General features: G+C 58.9%; 11 protein-coding genes and 3 pseudogenes. 4 read left to right on the forward strand and 10 right to left on the reverse strand.

Annotated features, from left to right (window positions below; translation table 11 throughout):
- Positions 1–79 precede the first annotated feature (79 nt).
- Both XI08_RS33680 and XI08_RS33685 read right to left on the reverse strand, forming a co-directional pair.
- Entirely contained in the window at positions 80–1,252 is a 1,173-nt protein-coding gene (locus XI08_RS33680) for a prenyltransferase/squalene oxidase repeat-containing protein (protein WP_271577699.1), read from the reverse strand.
- Positions 1,253–1,308: 56 nt separating this feature from the next.
- The gene (locus XI08_RS33685; protein ID WP_271577700.1) at positions 1,309–2,220 is read right to left on the reverse strand and encodes an AAC(3) family N-acetyltransferase; all 912 of its coding nucleotides are present in this window, start codon (positions 2,218–2,220) and stop codon (positions 1,309–1,311) included.
- Positions 2,221–2,496: 276 nt separating this feature from the next.
- On the opposite strand from XI08_RS33685, the gene XI08_RS33690 reads away from it, so the two are divergent.
- Both XI08_RS33690 and XI08_RS33695 read left to right on the forward strand, forming a co-directional pair.
- Positions 2,497–3,339, forward strand: coding sequence for a glycosyltransferase (locus XI08_RS33690; protein WP_271577701.1), 843 nt, complete (start codon positions 2,497–2,499; stop codon positions 3,337–3,339).
- Position 3,340: 1 nt separating this feature from the next.
- Positions 3,341–4,462, forward strand: coding sequence for a glycosyltransferase (locus XI08_RS33695; RefSeq protein WP_271577702.1), 1,122 nt, complete (start codon positions 3,341–3,343; stop codon positions 4,460–4,462).
- A 90-nt stretch (positions 4,463–4,552) separates the two neighbouring features.
- On the opposite strand, the gene XI08_RS33700 is transcribed toward XI08_RS33695, so the two are convergent.
- From XI08_RS33700 to XI08_RS33730, 8 genes and pseudogenes are all read right to left on the reverse strand, one after another.
- Positions 4,553–4,789, reverse strand: a complete 237-nt coding sequence (locus XI08_RS33700) for an IS1096 element passenger TnpR family protein (protein ID WP_333928827.1) — start codon at positions 4,787–4,789, stop codon at positions 4,553–4,555.
- Positions 4,790–4,832: 43 nt separating this feature from the next.
- Positions 4,833–4,967: pseudogene (locus tag XI08_RS33705) on the reverse strand (IS1096 element passenger TnpR family protein); the annotation flags it as partial.
- Positions 4,968–5,065: 98 nt separating this feature from the next.
- Positions 5,066–5,302: pseudogene (locus XI08_RS33710) on the reverse strand (IS66 family transposase); the annotation flags it as partial.
- A complete protein-coding gene (locus XI08_RS46460) occupies positions 5,257–5,433 on the reverse strand; it encodes a transposase domain-containing protein (RefSeq protein ID WP_442869883.1) in 177 nt (58 codons plus the stop codon). The gene XI08_RS46460 and the pseudogene XI08_RS33710, both read right to left, overlap by 46 nt.
- A 124-nt stretch (positions 5,434–5,557) precedes the next feature.
- Positions 5,558–7,819, reverse strand: coding sequence for a non-hydrolyzing UDP-N-acetylglucosamine 2-epimerase (gene wecB, locus XI08_RS33715; protein ID WP_271577703.1), 2,262 nt, complete (start codon positions 7,817–7,819; stop codon positions 5,558–5,560).
- Between the two features lie 482 nt (positions 7,820–8,301).
- On the reverse strand, positions 8,302–8,433 hold the full coding sequence (locus tag XI08_RS33720; RefSeq protein WP_442869884.1) for a transposase: 132 nt from the start codon (positions 8,431–8,433) through the stop codon (positions 8,302–8,304).
- 272 nt (positions 8,434–8,705) lie between these two features.
- Positions 8,706–10,607 carry an asparagine synthase (glutamine-hydrolyzing) gene (gene asnB / locus XI08_RS33725; protein ID WP_271577704.1) on the reverse strand — a complete coding sequence of 634 codons (1,902 nt, stop codon included), beginning with the start codon at positions 10,605–10,607 and terminating at the stop codon, positions 8,706–8,708.
- Between the two features lie 314 nt (positions 10,608–10,921).
- Positions 10,922–11,890 carry a glycosyltransferase gene (locus tag XI08_RS33730; protein ID WP_271577705.1) on the reverse strand — a complete coding sequence of 323 codons (969 nt, stop codon included), beginning with the start codon at positions 11,888–11,890 and terminating at the stop codon, positions 10,922–10,924.
- Between the two features lie 372 nt (positions 11,891–12,262).
- Here XI08_RS33730 and XI08_RS33735 point away from each other — a divergent pair.
- Both XI08_RS33735 and XI08_RS33745 read left to right on the forward strand, forming a co-directional pair.
- A pseudogene (locus XI08_RS33735) lies at positions 12,263–12,770 on the forward strand (transposase); the annotation flags it as partial.
- A 1,084-nt stretch (positions 12,771–13,854) separates the two neighbouring features.
- Positions 13,855–16,368, forward strand: a complete 2,514-nt coding sequence (locus tag XI08_RS33745) for a hypothetical protein (RefSeq protein ID WP_271577706.1) — start codon at positions 13,855–13,857, stop codon at positions 16,366–16,368.
- Positions 16,369–16,376 lie beyond the last annotated feature (8 nt).

Genomic DNA, 16,376 nt, shown 5'->3' on the forward strand with positions numbered 1-16,376 from the left:
TGCGGATCGTGTGTTGATATAATCGGACCGCCAACATCTGAAGGATCAGTGCACGCGATCGGGTGCTGTTTCCGGCGAGCTAACTAGCTGACAGTTGAGGCGGCCGACCAGTAGGACCAGTCAGCGCTCTTTGCTTCGCGAGCAGTGCATCGATGAAGAATTTGGTTGCCCAGTTCGGATATTGCAGAGGGGCATAGCGGCCGTAGATGGGGAACGAGCCCTTGATTCCGCCATAGTAGGGTTTCGCCGGCGACATCACGTTCTGCGTCGCAGCAACGTCGTCGAGCAGATTGAGTCCTACGTTGAGAAATCGCTTGTCACCATCCAGGCCATAGAGCCTGAAGAAGACGATCGCCAATTGCGCGTACCCTGTGAGGCACAAATGCCTCGCGAGAAACTCCCAATTTTCGCCGATCTCGGAAGCCAGGCAGCCCTTGGTGCCATAGACCGAAACGATGCGCTCGGCTGCACGGCGAACGGCAGCGAGGTAGGACGCGCGTCCCGAAATGCAGTGGATCTCGATTAACCCTTGCAGCACATAGGCGATGCTATGTGTGTTGGCATTCCAGCCTGGCTGGAAGACGTTGTTGAGGAAGAAACCATTGGCTACCTGTTGCGCCACCGTCCAGTCGGCATTGGCGAGCGCAACATTTTCATACTTCGTTTCTCCGAGCAGCCTACCTAAGGTCAGCAGCGCCCAGGCGCTTCTGACGTTGTACGAGTGCACCATGTCGTAATGCTCGTTGCGCACGAAGGATCCCGTTTCGTCAGCAGATGAGACGAGGAAGTCACCCGCCCGCCGCGCGTGGGGGACGAGATCCTGCCGTCCACGGCGTAAAATCAGCGAGTTGAATCCGTGAAGGATTTGGCCGGTGTTGAAGGCGATCGGCTTTGCGTCTTCGTGGAGATCGCGCTCGACAAAGCCGCCACTCGGTTCTTGCTGTTCTGAGAGCCATTCGCCCAGGCGCTCCGCGGTCAAGGCCAAATCGGGTCGCTTGAGGTGATCAGCCAAATCGAGGAGCGTCGGTATGATGTACCCGGTGGTCTCTCGATACGGAGGCAGCCATCCTTTGCCAACCTTATACCCCTTCGAGGACGCGCACCCTTTCCCTTGCTCTATGGATCGCGTGATAAAGGTGACCGCCGCCTCAAGGTTACGTCGATCATCCGTCCGTCGTTCCGACGTTTTTTGGCCTGGGAACTTAATGCGGAAGAAGTCGCGAACGCTCTCGGCGGCGAAATGAGTCAGCATCGTTTCGGTTGTCCCTGCTCGCAATACAGAAAAGGCGCGCTTTGTCGCGAGGACGCTTAGGCCGCGATATATAGCGTTTTACCGGACGCGGCAGCGGCTCCGAGCGCGCGGTTAATCTCCGAGGCCTCAACGCAGTAGAGCCGAACACCCTTGTATTTCCAAACCGTTAGAGCGCCCGGGGGAAGGAATCCGGTCAGTCGCTCGATCCTGAGCACGAACTTGCGCGAGAGAGGCGGCGACATCACGTATGGAATATGCCGGCCGGCACCGTCGATCAGGGTAACGCGGATGGGTTCCTCGCATTCGCGCGGGATGGGGAAGTCGGGACCCATGTGGTCCTCGATGGCGTGAACCTGCGTGAGGCTACGATAATACTCGGTGCCGACGCCAAGAATCACTGTCTTATATCGCGCCATCACCCCGAACGGTGACAGTGGCCCACACTCTGCGGAGCTCAGGTGATGGCTACGGGTAAGTTCTTCGGCAAGAGGCCCCAACGCGCAGACGCTGTGGGTCGGGTGGAGGCTGCGCAAGACGACGCTCAAGTGACGAAATAGCTCGCTCGCAATTCCCATCTGGGACGGCGTGCGCCGCACGTTGAACAGTGGATTGGCGCGATAGTAGTCGAGATGGTACTTCTCAGGAGTGCCAAAAAAGAAGGCTGGCATGGCCAACGTTCGATCGGGCCCTGTGATGCGCAGTAAGGCCTTGAGCAGTTTGCCGGGATCGTCGCGATACATTGGGATCAGGCTATTGTAAGAACAATGTACCATCAGAATATCGAAATCGTCCGGCAGATGCCGGCGAATCTCGAGCTCAAGCTCGGCAGTCGAGAAGGTTCCGTTCCAGACTCGGATCAGGGGGGCGCATTTTAGGCGTAGCCGCCAGAGCCGCGACTTGAGATCCTGACGCATCGACCTAGAGGTCGCCCGGCGCAGTAGGTAGAAGGCTTCTTTCTTGAGGCTCAATTGCTTTCATCCTTCTTGGTGGCCGGAGCGAAATTGCGGAACGGGACTTCCTGCACGTTCATGGCCAGAGCCTTCCATTTCATGGTTCGAGCGCGCGAACCGCTTAAGATGTTCCGCTTCGGTTCGATTGGCAATCTAGCCGCCCGCACTCGCGAAGTCGGCGGCGCGGAAGTAGAGGTTGGAAGGCCCGCGCTTCCAAATGTGGTACCTCCGAAGTGGAGCTATTGACCCGAGCTGAGGTCAGGTATCGTCGCGTTGATGATTGAGACACCACTGTTGCAGAACAACAGGACCGATAGTTGGATAAATCGCGGCAATGGGCCGCCTGAATTTCGTCCAGGGCCGGTCGTGTCGCTGCCAGAAGTGCTGGCCGTGCTGGCCTTCATACGACGACATCTACCGATCGTATCGCTGACATGTTTCGCGGCGCTCGGCGTTGCTACGCTTTACCTCGTCATCGCCGTACCGACGTTCATCGCCAAGGCACTACTTATCGTAAACTCGAACGCGACCCTTCTGGACGCTGCGGCGGTGTCAACGGTCCTGGAAAGCCAGATCGAAATCATAAAGTCCGAGAGCATCGCTAGCGCCGTGATCGAGACGCTCGGCCTTGCTCAAGACCCGGAATTTGCGACCGGGCAAGGTAGCGGCACGATATCCCGGCTGTTCGGCTGGAGTAAACCAGCGACGGAAGTTAGCGCCGCGCGCTATGCCTTGGACCGCTCGAGGCCAAGCTTGTCGGCCCTACGTATCTTGTCGAGACTACCTTCGACTCCCGAGATCCCGATCGAGCGGCGCAGATGCGAGCGGACAATATTTTGGTGCTCCAGCGAAAATCTTCGGATGACGGTGATTGAGGCGTTGGCTCACGGCGCGACCGTCGTTTGTACCCCAGTGGGGGCACTTCCAGAGCTGATTGAGTACGAGAGAACTAGACTGATCGTCGAGCCCGGTGATGTCGAGAGACTTGCTTCTGCATTGAGGCGCCTCATTGACGATCCCGAATTGAGACAGCGCTTGGGAGGAAATGGGAGGACTCAACATAGAACCCGGTTAGCCATCGAAATTTGCGCTGAACGCCTCGTTGCGATTTGGACTGAACCCCCGGGAGAGCGCTGACATGCGTATATTACACTTTACGGAGTCTCTATGCCGGGGAGGGAAAGAACGACAAATCGTCGAACTGTTGAGGGGGCTTTCCCCTCACCGTGACATAAAGTCATTCGTCGCGGTTACGGACGAGGACGAAGTTCGTTACGAAATTGACCATGAATACGCGCAAATTATTCAGCTCCTTCGAAGAGGCAAGAGAGATCTGCGCCTCTTCAAGAGTTTGTACGAGCTGGTCTCTGGCTTGAAAATAGATATCATTCACTCTTGGGGCTCGATGTGCTCTCTTTATGCAGCTCCGGTTGCGAAACTGTGCGGCACAGCTTTCGTGAACGGCTTTGTGCGAGACGCGCCGCCGCATATGACGCTGTGGAATAAAAACTATTCAAGGGGCAAGCTGACTATTCCATTTTCGGACATTGTTGTCGCTAATTCGCGCGCGGGCCTAGCTGCCTACCATATTCCCGAGCGCAAAGGTGTATGTATCTACAACGGGTTCAATCCTGAAAGAGTCTTCAACTTAACGGACGAGGCGGAGCTTCGCAGCATTTTGGGAATCACGACCCCCCACATTGTCGGGATGGTTGCTAACTTCACGCCTAATAAAGATTATGCAATCTTTGTCGAAATGGCATGCCGCATTTGCCATCTTAGGGACGATGTTACTTTTGTGGCTGTCGGCGACGGTGAAAAGTTGTGCCAAGTGCGCAATAGCGTCCCACCAGAACATTCGTCGCGCATAAAATTTCTGGGACGGCGGGAAGATGTAGAAAGTATCGCTAATCTGTTCACTGTGGGAGTTCTCGCTACCAACAGCCGCGTACATGGGGAGGGTATTTCCAACGCGATTACCGAATGCATGGCACTGGGTAAACCAATCGTAGCAACAAACGATGGGGGCACTCCTGAATTGGTCCTGGAGGGGCGGACAGGGTTTCTTGTGCCGAGCCACGACGCTGGAGCGTTGACGGATCGTGTGCTCAAACTGCTTAACAACGTTGAGCTTGCCCATGATTTCGGTATAAAGGGGCGTCGGCGTATTGAAACAGCGTTCTCGCTCGATGCGATGACTAACGCGTATCTCTGCCTTTATCGCGGGTTGGCGGATAAGAGGGGCACGCGCGCCATGTAACCCAGTGGCGACCGAGCGCCATCTGTTCGACGTGCTCAATACTGCGGCCGAAAGGCTTGTCGTCCGACTGTTCGTAGCTCTGGGGCCCCTTCAATTGGCGCTTGACGTTTGTTTTGATCGCAGCTTGTGCCGACGCGGCTTCCACCTTTCCGACAATGCGTTTACGGTGGCGTCGAGCGCCTGCCGATCGATGACGGTCGGATCGAACCGCTCTGGGCCCCAGATACGCATATTTTGATGCTCCGGATGGGTGGGATCGCCAATAGCTTCGAGGTAGTCCGCATAGCCGTGCGCACCGCCGACGTCTTCCAGGAGGGCAGCGGCCAGCGACCTCGAAAAAAAGCGGGAGACCGTCCGTCGGCGTGATCTCGAACCATTTTTCGAGCCTGATCACATGATCCCAGCTATCTCCGAAGTCATAGAGGTAATGGATCGTCTTGGCGCCGGTCTCGCGAACGATATCTGGCCTTGCGAGCATCGATGGGCTGGTGGCCAAAGTTATCATCAGGATCAGGGATGCTCCAATGCATCTCGCCAGCGTGGAACTCGAAGAGGTGGCTATCCGTCCTGCCGAACGCCGCCTGGAGCGTCAAAAGGACCCGGGTAGCCGAGCTGTGCTTCGACCCATCGCTTCAAAGCGGCGGCCAGAGGCCGGGCATGCGCCTGCCGGCCAGCGCTTCGTTCCGCAGCAGATCGGCCGCGCAGCACCTTTTCGACGGCGTAGAGCTGCGCGATGTGCTCGAGAGCTTCGCGGGCGACCGAAGCCGGTGCCGGCGCGGCTTCGCGCTCGATCTTCACGAACTGGCGCCGCAGATGCGACCAGCAGAAGGCGAGCGTACCGCGACGGCCCCATCCAGGTCCTCCAAAGCCAGCCGTAGCTGATTTGCGTCAAACTTTTCCGAGGATCGACCGAAGCGCGCATCATTCGCAAGCTTAAGCAACCGCTCAAGCTTGGCACAGCGATCCAGCACGGACCATCCGAGCTAGTTCTGCCGCACCATTTCCACTGGAGGATCATTATCGCGCAGCACAGGCGTGGGAGCTTGCTCCAGTCTGGAAGGCTCTCCGATGATCGCGGCACTACGTTGGAGAGCTTCAGTGCGATGGTGCCTGAACTCCAGCTTCGGCGTTGATCAAATCTTCGAACGAAAGCAGTGGGGAGCGAAACTGCTTGGATCCGTAGATCTTGTGGTTCGAAAGAACCACCAAAACGTCGGCCCATCCATCAACCTCTTCGAGGGGGAACAGCTCGAGCTCCCAAGCTTTCACGAAGGGGTCGTGGCAGCGGATTTCGTACCGTTTGGAGAGAAGGGTTGCGACTTGCAAAGCTGGGGTTTCTCGAGCATCGTCGACGTCCGGCTTGTAACTCACTCCCAACAGTCCGAGTTTCCTTGCGGACGAACTGATTTTCCGTTGAATTCGCTCGACGGTGTGGTTTGGCATCTGATCATTCAATTCGCGCGCCGCTCTAATGACATTGAGATCATCGATGTCCTCGGTCAAAAACCACGGATCGATCGCGATGCAGTGACCGCCGACGCCGATACCCGGTTGCAAGATGTTAACGCGAGGATGCCTGTTCGCAAGCTCGATCGCAGCCGAAATGTCGAACTTGAATTTGTCGGAAATCAGCGAAAACTCGTTCGCCAGGGCGATATTCACGTCGCGAAAAGTGTTTTCCATCAGCTTCACGCACTCTGCGGTCAAAAGGCTCGTCGTGTGCATCGTGCCCTTCGTGAAGCTCGAATAAAGGTGCGCCGCTCTTTGTGCCGCTTCCGGCGACGTGGCGCCAATGATGCGATCATTGTGCACGATCTCATGCAAGGTATTGCCGGGAATGGCGCGCTCCGGGCAATGCGCGACTTCCACCGTCAGCTTCTTCGATCGAAGGATTGAAAGAATGACGTCCTCGCAGGTTCTCGGTTTGATCGTTGACTCGATGATCAGCAGATTTCCGTCCTTCATGACCGGAAGCAAGCTGTGGACCGCTGATACGACAAACGACAAGTCGCATCTCTTGCTTTCGTGCGGAGTCGGTACGGCCACGACGAAGACGTCCGCCGCTACGGGGCTGGTTCCGGCTACGAAGTTTCCACTCTTGAGAGCCTTGAGCAACAATTCCGGAATGCCGTGTTCCTCAAACGGGCAGTGGCCGCTATTGATGTCATCGACTTTCTTCTTGCTCACATCAACGCCGGTGACCCGAACACCCGAACTCGCAAGCAAGAGCGAAGTCGGAAGCCCCATATAGCCCAAGCCTACGACGCAGACTGTATCATGCGTTTGCAGAGCCGGCTGCACACGTTGGCCCATGATGATGTCGAGGATCCTCTCTGCGGTGTGACCGTCACCAAACGGGTTGGTCCAGAGTTTGATCGGGCGATTGAGGGCCGCGAGCATCGCTTCAGGGTTTCGGTGCACCAGGACGTTGGCGCCAACGTCCACGGTTTCGGGACGCTCCGTGCGATCGCGAATCGTCACGCAAGGTACGCCGAGGATACAGGCCTCTTCCTGAACGCCGCCGGAATCGGTGATAACGGCCGCGCAATTCGAAAGCAAATTCAGGAAATCCAAATAGCCGACGGGTTCGGTCCAGGTGAGATTTGGCGGTAGTCGGATTCCGCTTTCCTTGAGCACTTTCTGCGTGCGGTAGTGAATCGGCCAGCAGACATCTCCGGGGATTTGCCTGATCAGCCGGATGATTTCGTTCAGCGCATCGGGATCATCCACGTTCGCGGCCCGGTGGCAGGTGAGAAGGTAATATCCCTTTTTTTGCAATTTCAGTTCAGAGAGAATTTGGCTGTGTTCCTCCGCTTGAACGCGATTGGAGAGTAGAGCGTCGACAATCGTATTACCCACTTTGAAGATCTTCGACTCCGGCAAACCCTCTTTCTTCAGGTGACCGACCTGAACGTCGGTGACCGCGAACAAATAGTCAGAGACATGATCGGCGATGATCCGGTTGCTTTCTTCGGGCATGGTTTGGTCGAACGAGCGCAATCCAGCCTCGATGTGTCCGACCTTGATATGGAGCTTATGTGCCGCGAGGGCGCCCGCGACCACTGTATTTGTGTCTCCCTGGACGAGCAATACGTCGGGTTGCTCCGATATGAGAATCGGCTCGATCTCCACCAGTATCCGGCCTGTTTGGTTCGCATGACCACCGGAGCCGACGTTCAAATTGTATTTCGGCGCGGGAAGATTGAGTTCCGCGAAGAAGATCCCGTCGAGCTTCTCGGAGTAATGCTGTTTCGAATGAACGATGAAGTAGTCGAGCTTCCGGTGCTGGCATTCGCGAATGACGGGCGCCATTTTTATGATTTCCGGGCGAGTTCCGACGAGAATAGCGATTTTCATCAATTCTCCATGAGCGGCTCAAACCATGAGGAAATGGTACCGATGCGCGTCGCCCCACGGATCACAATGCACAACTGGCAATGGTGCAAGCCGGACTGCATTCCGGACCCGGCATGACCGAGACGATGACCACGGCAAAGCACGGCATTGCCGCATTTCTGATCGCTGACAGCTGGGGATGATTTGGTCACGCGCTCAAGTCCTGCGAAAGATAGCAATTCCCATGCGTAGGCAGGACACCTGCCGTCGGATGGACGAACGTAGGATATCCAAGACTCGCCCTCCATATGCGGACCCTTCGGGGTTACCCCTCTCGGTTCTCATGCGAGCGGACGGCACGGTGCGTTGCGGCCGCAGTCGTCAGCCGTGATGTTCAAGCGCGCAGGCATTTCTTTGAGGTGTCCGCTCGGGACGAGAAGTCGCGAGGTCGATCCGGCCGTGCACCATGACCTCCGGGCAAGATATGCGCGACGCGTGGTATATCATTCGCAGGGCCCATGACGGTGGGTAACATAGCTGATCGACATGCCCGGTTGCAGCGTCTCATTGACGACCGAGAGCTTCTGCTCCGTTGTGAACCGCCGCCGGCGGGCAACACCGGTGATGACTTCCACCTTCGAAAACTCCCCGGACATAGGCGTATGCCTAGGACCATGCCTAGCTCCTCCGGCTAACGCCGGTGTCCGGTCAGAACAGGATGCAGTTCATTGAAAGCGATACGGGATGGATCGGTGGCAAAGAAGTTCCAAGCTTCACACGTTTTGCCGGCGATGTTCTCGTAATCATCGAAGACGGGGGATGGCGACAGACGTTTTCGATCGGGTTGAGCTCGGGCGCATAGGGCAAGCGCAGAATGCTGCACCGGATCGCCATCTAGCAACCCGCTTTAATGCACAAGATGTGGACGTCGCGTTCGCTGTTTGGCGATGCGAAGCCATTGCTCCAGCACCACTACACTAAACAGCATCTTGTGGCGGTCGGCCCGGCCTGCGGCGTGGTCACCCAGCATGGACTTCACCGCAGCCGGCTCCAGGAACTGGTAGACCTGTGACTGCGGATCGGTCAGGTATTGCCGGATCCGTCCGTCGAGTGATTGGCGGAACCAGCCATCGACCACATTCCCCGCAAATGCGCGCTTCTTGCGATGGATGATTTCCGACGACACCAGCCGCTTGCTCACTTCGCGGTGAAGCCACTTGCGAACGCCATGACGCACCTTGAAGGACGTGCCCAATTGCTGGACGTGCTCGACCACTTCGCGATCGAGATAGGGTACACGAACCTCGAGGGCGTGCGCCATGGATAGCTTGTCGCCATACATGAGCAACTCGTCCGGCAGCGACGAGCGCAGCTCGAGTAACTGAAAGGCGTTCAGGTCGTCCAGGTTTTCGAAGGCTGGCCGGAATTCCTCCCAGCAGCGGGCCGCCACGGTGGCTTCCCCGTCAGCGATCAGCTCGGGGCGAAAAAGCCCCCGCATTGCGTTGTCTGAAACCAGGGAGAATACCTGCTGGAAACGACGAAGCCGGTCGGACTCGTGCAGCGAGTAAAGGCCACGCTTGATCGTATCGTTCCGCGGGAGGGCGCGCGCGAGTGCGGCACTGGTTGTCCGCAACCAGCCGGGCAGCGCGCGCCAGGCGGCGCCATAGTGCACGCCGAGGTGTCGAGTGTATCCGCCGAACAGCTCGTCCGGCCCCTGGCCGATGAGCGCCACCTTCACCTTTTCACGGGCCCGCTGGCAGACGAAGTACATGGGCACGATCGACGACGCGGCGACCGGTTCCTCGAGGACGTTCACGACGCGGGGCAGGACATCTTCAAACGTTTCCCGGGTGAGGTGAACCGCGTGGTGCCTGGCCCCGTAGGTCCGAGCCGTTTCGGCGGCATCCTCGAGCTCATCATCGGCGAACGACGATCCATACCCGACGCTGAACGAGTGCCAATCGCGGCCATAGAAGCTCATCAGCGCGAGTAGCAGGCCCGAATCCAGGCCGCCGCTGAGCAGCAGGCCGACCGGAACGTCGCTGATAAGATGCCGCTTGATGGCCGCCTTGTAGAGCTCGATCAATTTTTCCGCCGCCTCCTCCGGGCGCGGCTGCGGGGCGAATGGCACCGGGGAGAACTGGTAGTAGCGCGAGACGTGCACGTGGCCGTTTTCGACAACGAGTTTTTCACCCGCGGCGAGCTTCTGGATGCCCTTGAACATCGTGCGCGGGGCTGGCGTGTAGCGATAGCGCAGAAAAAGAGCAACGGCTTCGGGATCAACGCCCGGCGGCTCGCCGAGAGCAACGCAGACCGGCCGGATCTCGGAACCAAAAGCGAGCGATCCGTTGCAGATTGCGTAGTAGACCGGCTTGATGCCCATCGGATCGCGCGCCAGCAGCAGCCGGCGCTTTTTCACGTCCCAGATGGCGAGGCCGAACATGCCGTTGAAGCGGTTCAGCACGGCGTCACCCCATTGCTTGTAGCCATGTACGATCACCTCGGTGTCGCAGTTGGAACGAAACACGTGGCCGTGCCTTTGCAACTCCTGCCGGAGCTGCTGATAGTTGTAGATCTCCCCGTTGAAGACCACCCACACCGTCTGGGCTTGGTCGGACATCGGTTGGTGGCCGGCGGGTGACAGATCGATGATCGCCAGCCGACGGAAACCCAGGCCGAGATTCCCGTCCAAATGCTGGCCGGCGTCGTCGGGTCCGCGGTGGATGATCGTGCCCATCATCGCTTCGATGGTGGAAGCGCTGACAGGCGCACCGCTGCGGAAGTTAAACTGCCCGCAGATGCCGCACATGGTGGAGTCCTTTCAGTGGAGTTCGAAGCGTCTTCTCGTCGCGCACCCGCAGGCAGAGCGCGCGGACCATCTCCCGACTGGCCCCACCGGCGCGCCCTACGTGGATCGCGCTGGGCGCCATTATCGGATGAGAACTTGTGAAGCTTCGCCAGATGGATACGCGAAGATGTTCGCTAACACCTTTCATTCGAGGGTTTCCCAAGGTTTCAATCCTGGCGCCGACGTGACCATCGGCGGTGAAGTAGTTCGCCCGCAACGGCTTGCTGTTCATCAACGATCGTCATCCCCGCGCCAATCTCTCTCCTCCTGCAGCTTCACGAAAGAACCCGCTCGTACACGGATCGTATTCGCCTTGCGACCTTTGCGAGCGAAAGTTCGTCGACCGCGGCATGACAGCCGGAAAGACGCTTTCCACGGACCAGTACCTTCTCTACAGCTTCCGCGATAAAGGTCGGTTCGTCAGGTACGATGTAACATCCTTCGAACTCTCTAATTCGCTCGGCCACGTCGCCAACATCGACGGAAACTATCGGTAGATTGCAGGCAAGAGCCTCCTTGACAATGTTCGGAGAACCCTCATGAGCGGACGTAAGGAGCAAACAATCAACGGCGTTCAGGAAGCGCGCTACGTCTTGTTGAGGCCTCCTATCAAGTGTGACCAATTGGGCAGATGGATTGGATTTTCTAACCAACTCAAAAGCGGCTTCGGCGAGCGGGTACCTCTTATAACCCCCTGCTGTCGGCCTGCCTGCAAATAGGACGTGCTGCTCGTCTTCCTTCAGACCCACTTCGCGCTTAGCGACCGTTCTGGGATGGAAGACATCAAGATCCACCCCATTGGAAATGACGGACGATGTTTTGGCGCGAAGATATTTTGCAAGACCGGCACTCTTCGCAATATTGTGAGCCGTCGTGTACGACAATAAACGGGAGAATAGTCCGTGCAACACTCGATTAGAGAATCGATATTCTCCCCACTCGTTGCAATCTCCATATACGTCGTTTCCCATAAAAGACACAACGAGTGGCAGAATAGTAGCGAATCTGGCAGTCCAGCCTGAGTACATATAGTGCGCATGAACGATATCGTACTGCCTCGAACGCAAAGCCTTCCGTACTTCAGCAATGCCCTTAATATATTTGGCAAGGCCTGTGCCCTTGAGCAGGCAAACATCAACATCAATCCCAAGCCTCGCCAGCGACTCCACTTGAGTGCAGATGAAAACGCCCAAGGACGGATTCTGTTCAGTAGGGTATACCCCCGTAACATGCAGAACCACCATCCAGCTTGCTCCTTCGTGTATATCGCAGGTGACGCGGATTTCGTTCCCCAGTGGCCGCAACCGACGACGGCGAACGACGGGTCGCCTTTCGCGGTCTGAATTTCCGCATCCTCGGTACGAGACATGATCCGCTTAGGTCACGCTCTTTTTCGAATTTGCTACGATCAGCTCAGTGGAAGGAGACCCTCGTCGTGCGTTCAGTCGAGATAATCGATTTTAGCGCGCGTGCTGCTGAAGAACACGGATTATGATCTAGGCTCCTTTGGGGTACACAGGTGGGAGTACCCGCGCGCTTGTCGGCGATCCCGAGTCCGCCTGTGAGCGTCCAGAGCCGAGCTGCTTCCGGCCCGTCGCCGATGATCAGGCAGGCGATATCGACGATGTCCATTGCCCCGACCACCAAGTCTACACCGTCCCGCTCGGCAATCACTCCCACATAGCCGACGAGATACGATCACGCGACCGAGCCAGGTCTGGGCGATGGACATCACCTACGTCCCGATGGCGAGTGGCTTCGTCTATCTCGCCGTGGTCCTGGACTAGGCAACACGTCGTGTTCTGTCGTGGCGGCTGTCGATCACCATGGAAGCAGCCTTCTGCGTCGAGACGCTGGAGGATGCCTTGGCTCGTCACGGCAAGCCGGACATCTTCAACACGGATCAGGGCTCGCAGGTCACCGGACAGGCTTACCGGCGTGCTCGCCTACAACGGCATCGCAATCAGCATGGACGGCAAGGGCGCATGGCGGGACAACGTGTCTGTCGAACGGCTCTGGCGCAGCATCAAATACGAGGAGGCGCAGCTGCGGGCCTATGACAGCGTCAGCGAGGCGCGCAGCTCGATCGGCCGATATCTCGACTTCTATAACAGCAGGCGTCCCCGCGTTCGGCGAAGGAATCGTGGCGCTTGAGGACGAGGCCGGGCGCGAGCGCATGCGGAACTACGGCAGGGAGCGTGCCTACGGCGCATTTCAGTGTGGGCTCGAAAAGCGTTCCCTCCTCGCCGCCCATGCGACGCTGGCGCGGTGCCGATGCGGATCCTCCCCGAGAGCGGAAGCAATTAGCCTCCATGCGGTGGAGCGGGTAAACTGCTCGATCGCGAGGTCGCCGAGAGTGTACCACGGGCCAGCCCCCTGGATCGCAATGTCCGGATCTCAGCTCCCGGCCGCGGCAAGACCGATCTGCACGGGGTGCGCGCCAGCGGCCAGACCCTCGCGTGTCAATCGTTGCGACTTCCGTGCGCGTACCGGCAAGAAAGCCTTTCATTGAAAATGCGGTTTCGATCCGGACCAGGTAACTGCCAGCCCCCCGCCAGAGAACGATGACGTGGATTTTGTCCGCGCTGTCAGATGTTTTTGTCTACGCGTCTGGGGGCGGTACCTCTTTTGGTCTACCTCTTTCAATCCTTGTCGGCGTCTTTTAATGCGATCGTAAATTGCATTGCGCTGCGCAGATCTCATTGAGACGCTCCATGCGTGGATGACTTATCGAGGCGCAACGCATGTTTATTGGCGCAGCGTTGCCACGTGCACTTCATGCGCAACGCGCTGGCGCATGCGGGCGAGAGCTGACGGCGCGTCGTCTCCGCTTCCATCGCCACCGATCGCCCAGGAAGATGCGCCAGCCGCCACCGCCCAAGACTGATGTGCTCGTCTGCGCGACGTTCCCGCCCTGGCGTCGAATCCAGCTGTACCTCTCCGACGGTGAGACAAGCTGACAGAAAGATCGAGTGCGCGTAACTTGAACCAAATGATTCAATACGTGGCGCGATATAGGCTAAGTGGGCGCTACATACTTGAGTATAAATCACACTTTGAAAGTTTTTTCGCCATTTTTGCTCATTAACCAACCGACCCAGCAGTCGGGGGGGCACATTCAAAATCCCACTGCTTTGGAATCCGCTCGCGGTCCCGAGACTGCGATGCGTTGGAATCCGCTCGCGGCCTGAGGTTGAGAGCACGTGGTATGTCGCGCGCCTTCGCGATGCGCGGCAGTGGAATTCCGTTGTCAACGTCAAAGAGAAACCCCTCTCTAAACAGACAGTACGAAAGGGTACGCATGTCGTTCAACTTGTCATCTGCTCCGTTTTCGTCGGACTCGCTTTGGAACAAGCAGGTCAACACCGGAGCAAACTATACTCCGCTTAACTGGCCCACCTCGACCGGATCGAACTACGGCGTGACCTGGAGCCAAACCGGGTTTCCAGTCTACGTCGCCTCGTCGTCGGACCCGGTCGTGCAGGTGTCTGTTCCCGCCAGCTGGGGGTGGCCCGGCGGGACGGTCAGCGTCCATGTTCCGGCCGGGGCGACCGGCCAGCCCGGCGGGGGATATGGGACAGACCCGAATCCCGACGCCCCGATCATCGTCATCGACGGCGACATCGCCTATAATTTCTGGCGATTCAGCCGCACGAGCGACACGACCGCGACCGCCCAGGCGTATGGCGAGGCGAACGTGTTCACGGGCACCGGTTGGGGCTACAACGGCGTGGGCGCAGGCGTCGGGGCCGCCGGCAACAGCGAGCTCGGCGGGCTCCTGGTCCAGGCGCAGACGGACACGGGCACGATTAATCATGCCCTGGAGCTCGCCGTCGCAAACAACATCTTGCTGCCGGGCTACGTCGCTCCGGCCATTGCCAGCGACGGCTACAGTTCCACCGGCATCGTGAAGGAAGGCCAGCTTCTGGGCATTCCGCCCGGAACGGCGATGCCCTCCGGCCTTTCGCCGCTCGGCCAGGAGGTGTTCCGCGCCCTTCAGCAATACGGCGCCTACGTCACCGAAAGGGGCGGCGACACGACCGTCCTTCGCGCCCAGGCGAACGCCTATAATGCGACGACGATCAACGCCCTAAATACGGATTTGAATAAGCTGCTTCCATTGCTCAACGCAGTGAGCGGGGGCACGCCGACACCGTCGGGCAGCACCTCCTCGCCCACCACCCCAACGGTCACACCGGCGGTGACGCAGGTCACGGCCTCTCCGGGGACGGGCATCGAGCATGCCGGCGACACCATCACCCTGTCGCTTGCCTTCAACAAGGCCGTGACGGTGGCGGGCACGCCGACGCTGTCGCTCAACGACGGCAATATCGCCACCTATGCAGGTGGCTCGGGCACGGGCACGCTCACCTTCAAAACGACCGTTGCGTCGACCGACACGAACACCTCGGCGCTCGCCATCACCGGGGTCAATCTTCCGAGCGGTGCGGGCATCAAGGACGCCTCTGGGGTCGCCGCAAACCTGTCGGGTGCGGTGAAGACGTTCACCGGTCTCCAGATCGATCCGGTCCAGCCGGCGGTGACGCAGGCCACGGCCACTCCGGGAACGGGTACCGAGCATGTCGGGGACACGATCACGCTGTCGCTCGCCTTCAACGAGGCCGTGACGGTAACGGGCGCGCCCTCGCTGTCGCTCAATGACGGCAGCAAGGCCACCTACTTTGGCGGCTCGGGCACGGGTACGCTCACCTTCAAAACGACTGTCGCCTCGACCGACACCAGCACCTCGGCGCTCGCCATCACCGGCGTGAACCTGCCGAGCGGTACGGCCATCAAGGACGCGAGCGGTCTTGCGGCGAACCTGTCGGCTGCGGTGAAGACTTTCTCCGGCCTGGCGGTTTCGACGGCACCGACGGCACCGACCCAGCCAACGACGCCGACTACGCCGACCACGCCGACGACACCACCGACGCCGTCAGCGACCAAGCCGGTCCTCACCGTCGCGGATCACTCGCTCTGGGTGGCCGGAAGAGGCGGCAAGGTTGATCTCGGGACCAAGGTGACGACGACCGACACCAACGATCGCGTGACGGTAAACATCACGGGGTTGCCGAGGTACGAGACCATCACCGACAAGCTCGATGGTCAGACGTTCCGGGGAGATAACATCACCTTGACGGCTGCGCAGGTCGACAGCGGACTGGAACTGCACTCGTACTATCGTGGCGGCGGCCATCCGACCGCAACGCTCACGCTGACTGCAAGTGCGAAGGATCCGACCACCGGTGCGGTTGCGACGGCCTCGCCGCAGACCATCACCGTGGTGGATCCACGACCTGCGACGACCACGACGACGTCGTCGCACCACCACCACCACCACACCGCGACGAATCAGCAGCCTGTTGCCACCACGACGGCCGCGGCTCCGACGACCTCGCACACGACCGAGTCCACGGATCATCAGCACACGACCGCCGCAAACACGGGGTCCTTGGCAAGCCAGAGCTTTGCGCTGCTCCAGCAGCACTTTGACCCGGCCGCCAGCACCCTGGCAACGACCGCTGCCCATCCGATCATGGCGGCGGATCATCCGGCTGCGACCGGCACCACGATGGCGTCGTTCGCAAGCCAGAGCTTTGCGCTGCTGAACCAGTACCTGGCCGCTCACACCGGCCACGTGGATCCCGGTCAGTTCGTGGCGGCTCTGTCGCAGGCGACCGGTTGGGGCCACGACTCGTTGCTGGCCCGACCGCAACACTAAGGCCGAGC

It is taken from the genome of Bradyrhizobium sp. CCBAU 11361 (assembly GCF_028128935.1).
In the GTDB taxonomy this organism is placed as follows: Bacteria; Pseudomonadota; Alphaproteobacteria; order Rhizobiales; family Xanthobacteraceae; genus Bradyrhizobium; species Bradyrhizobium niftali.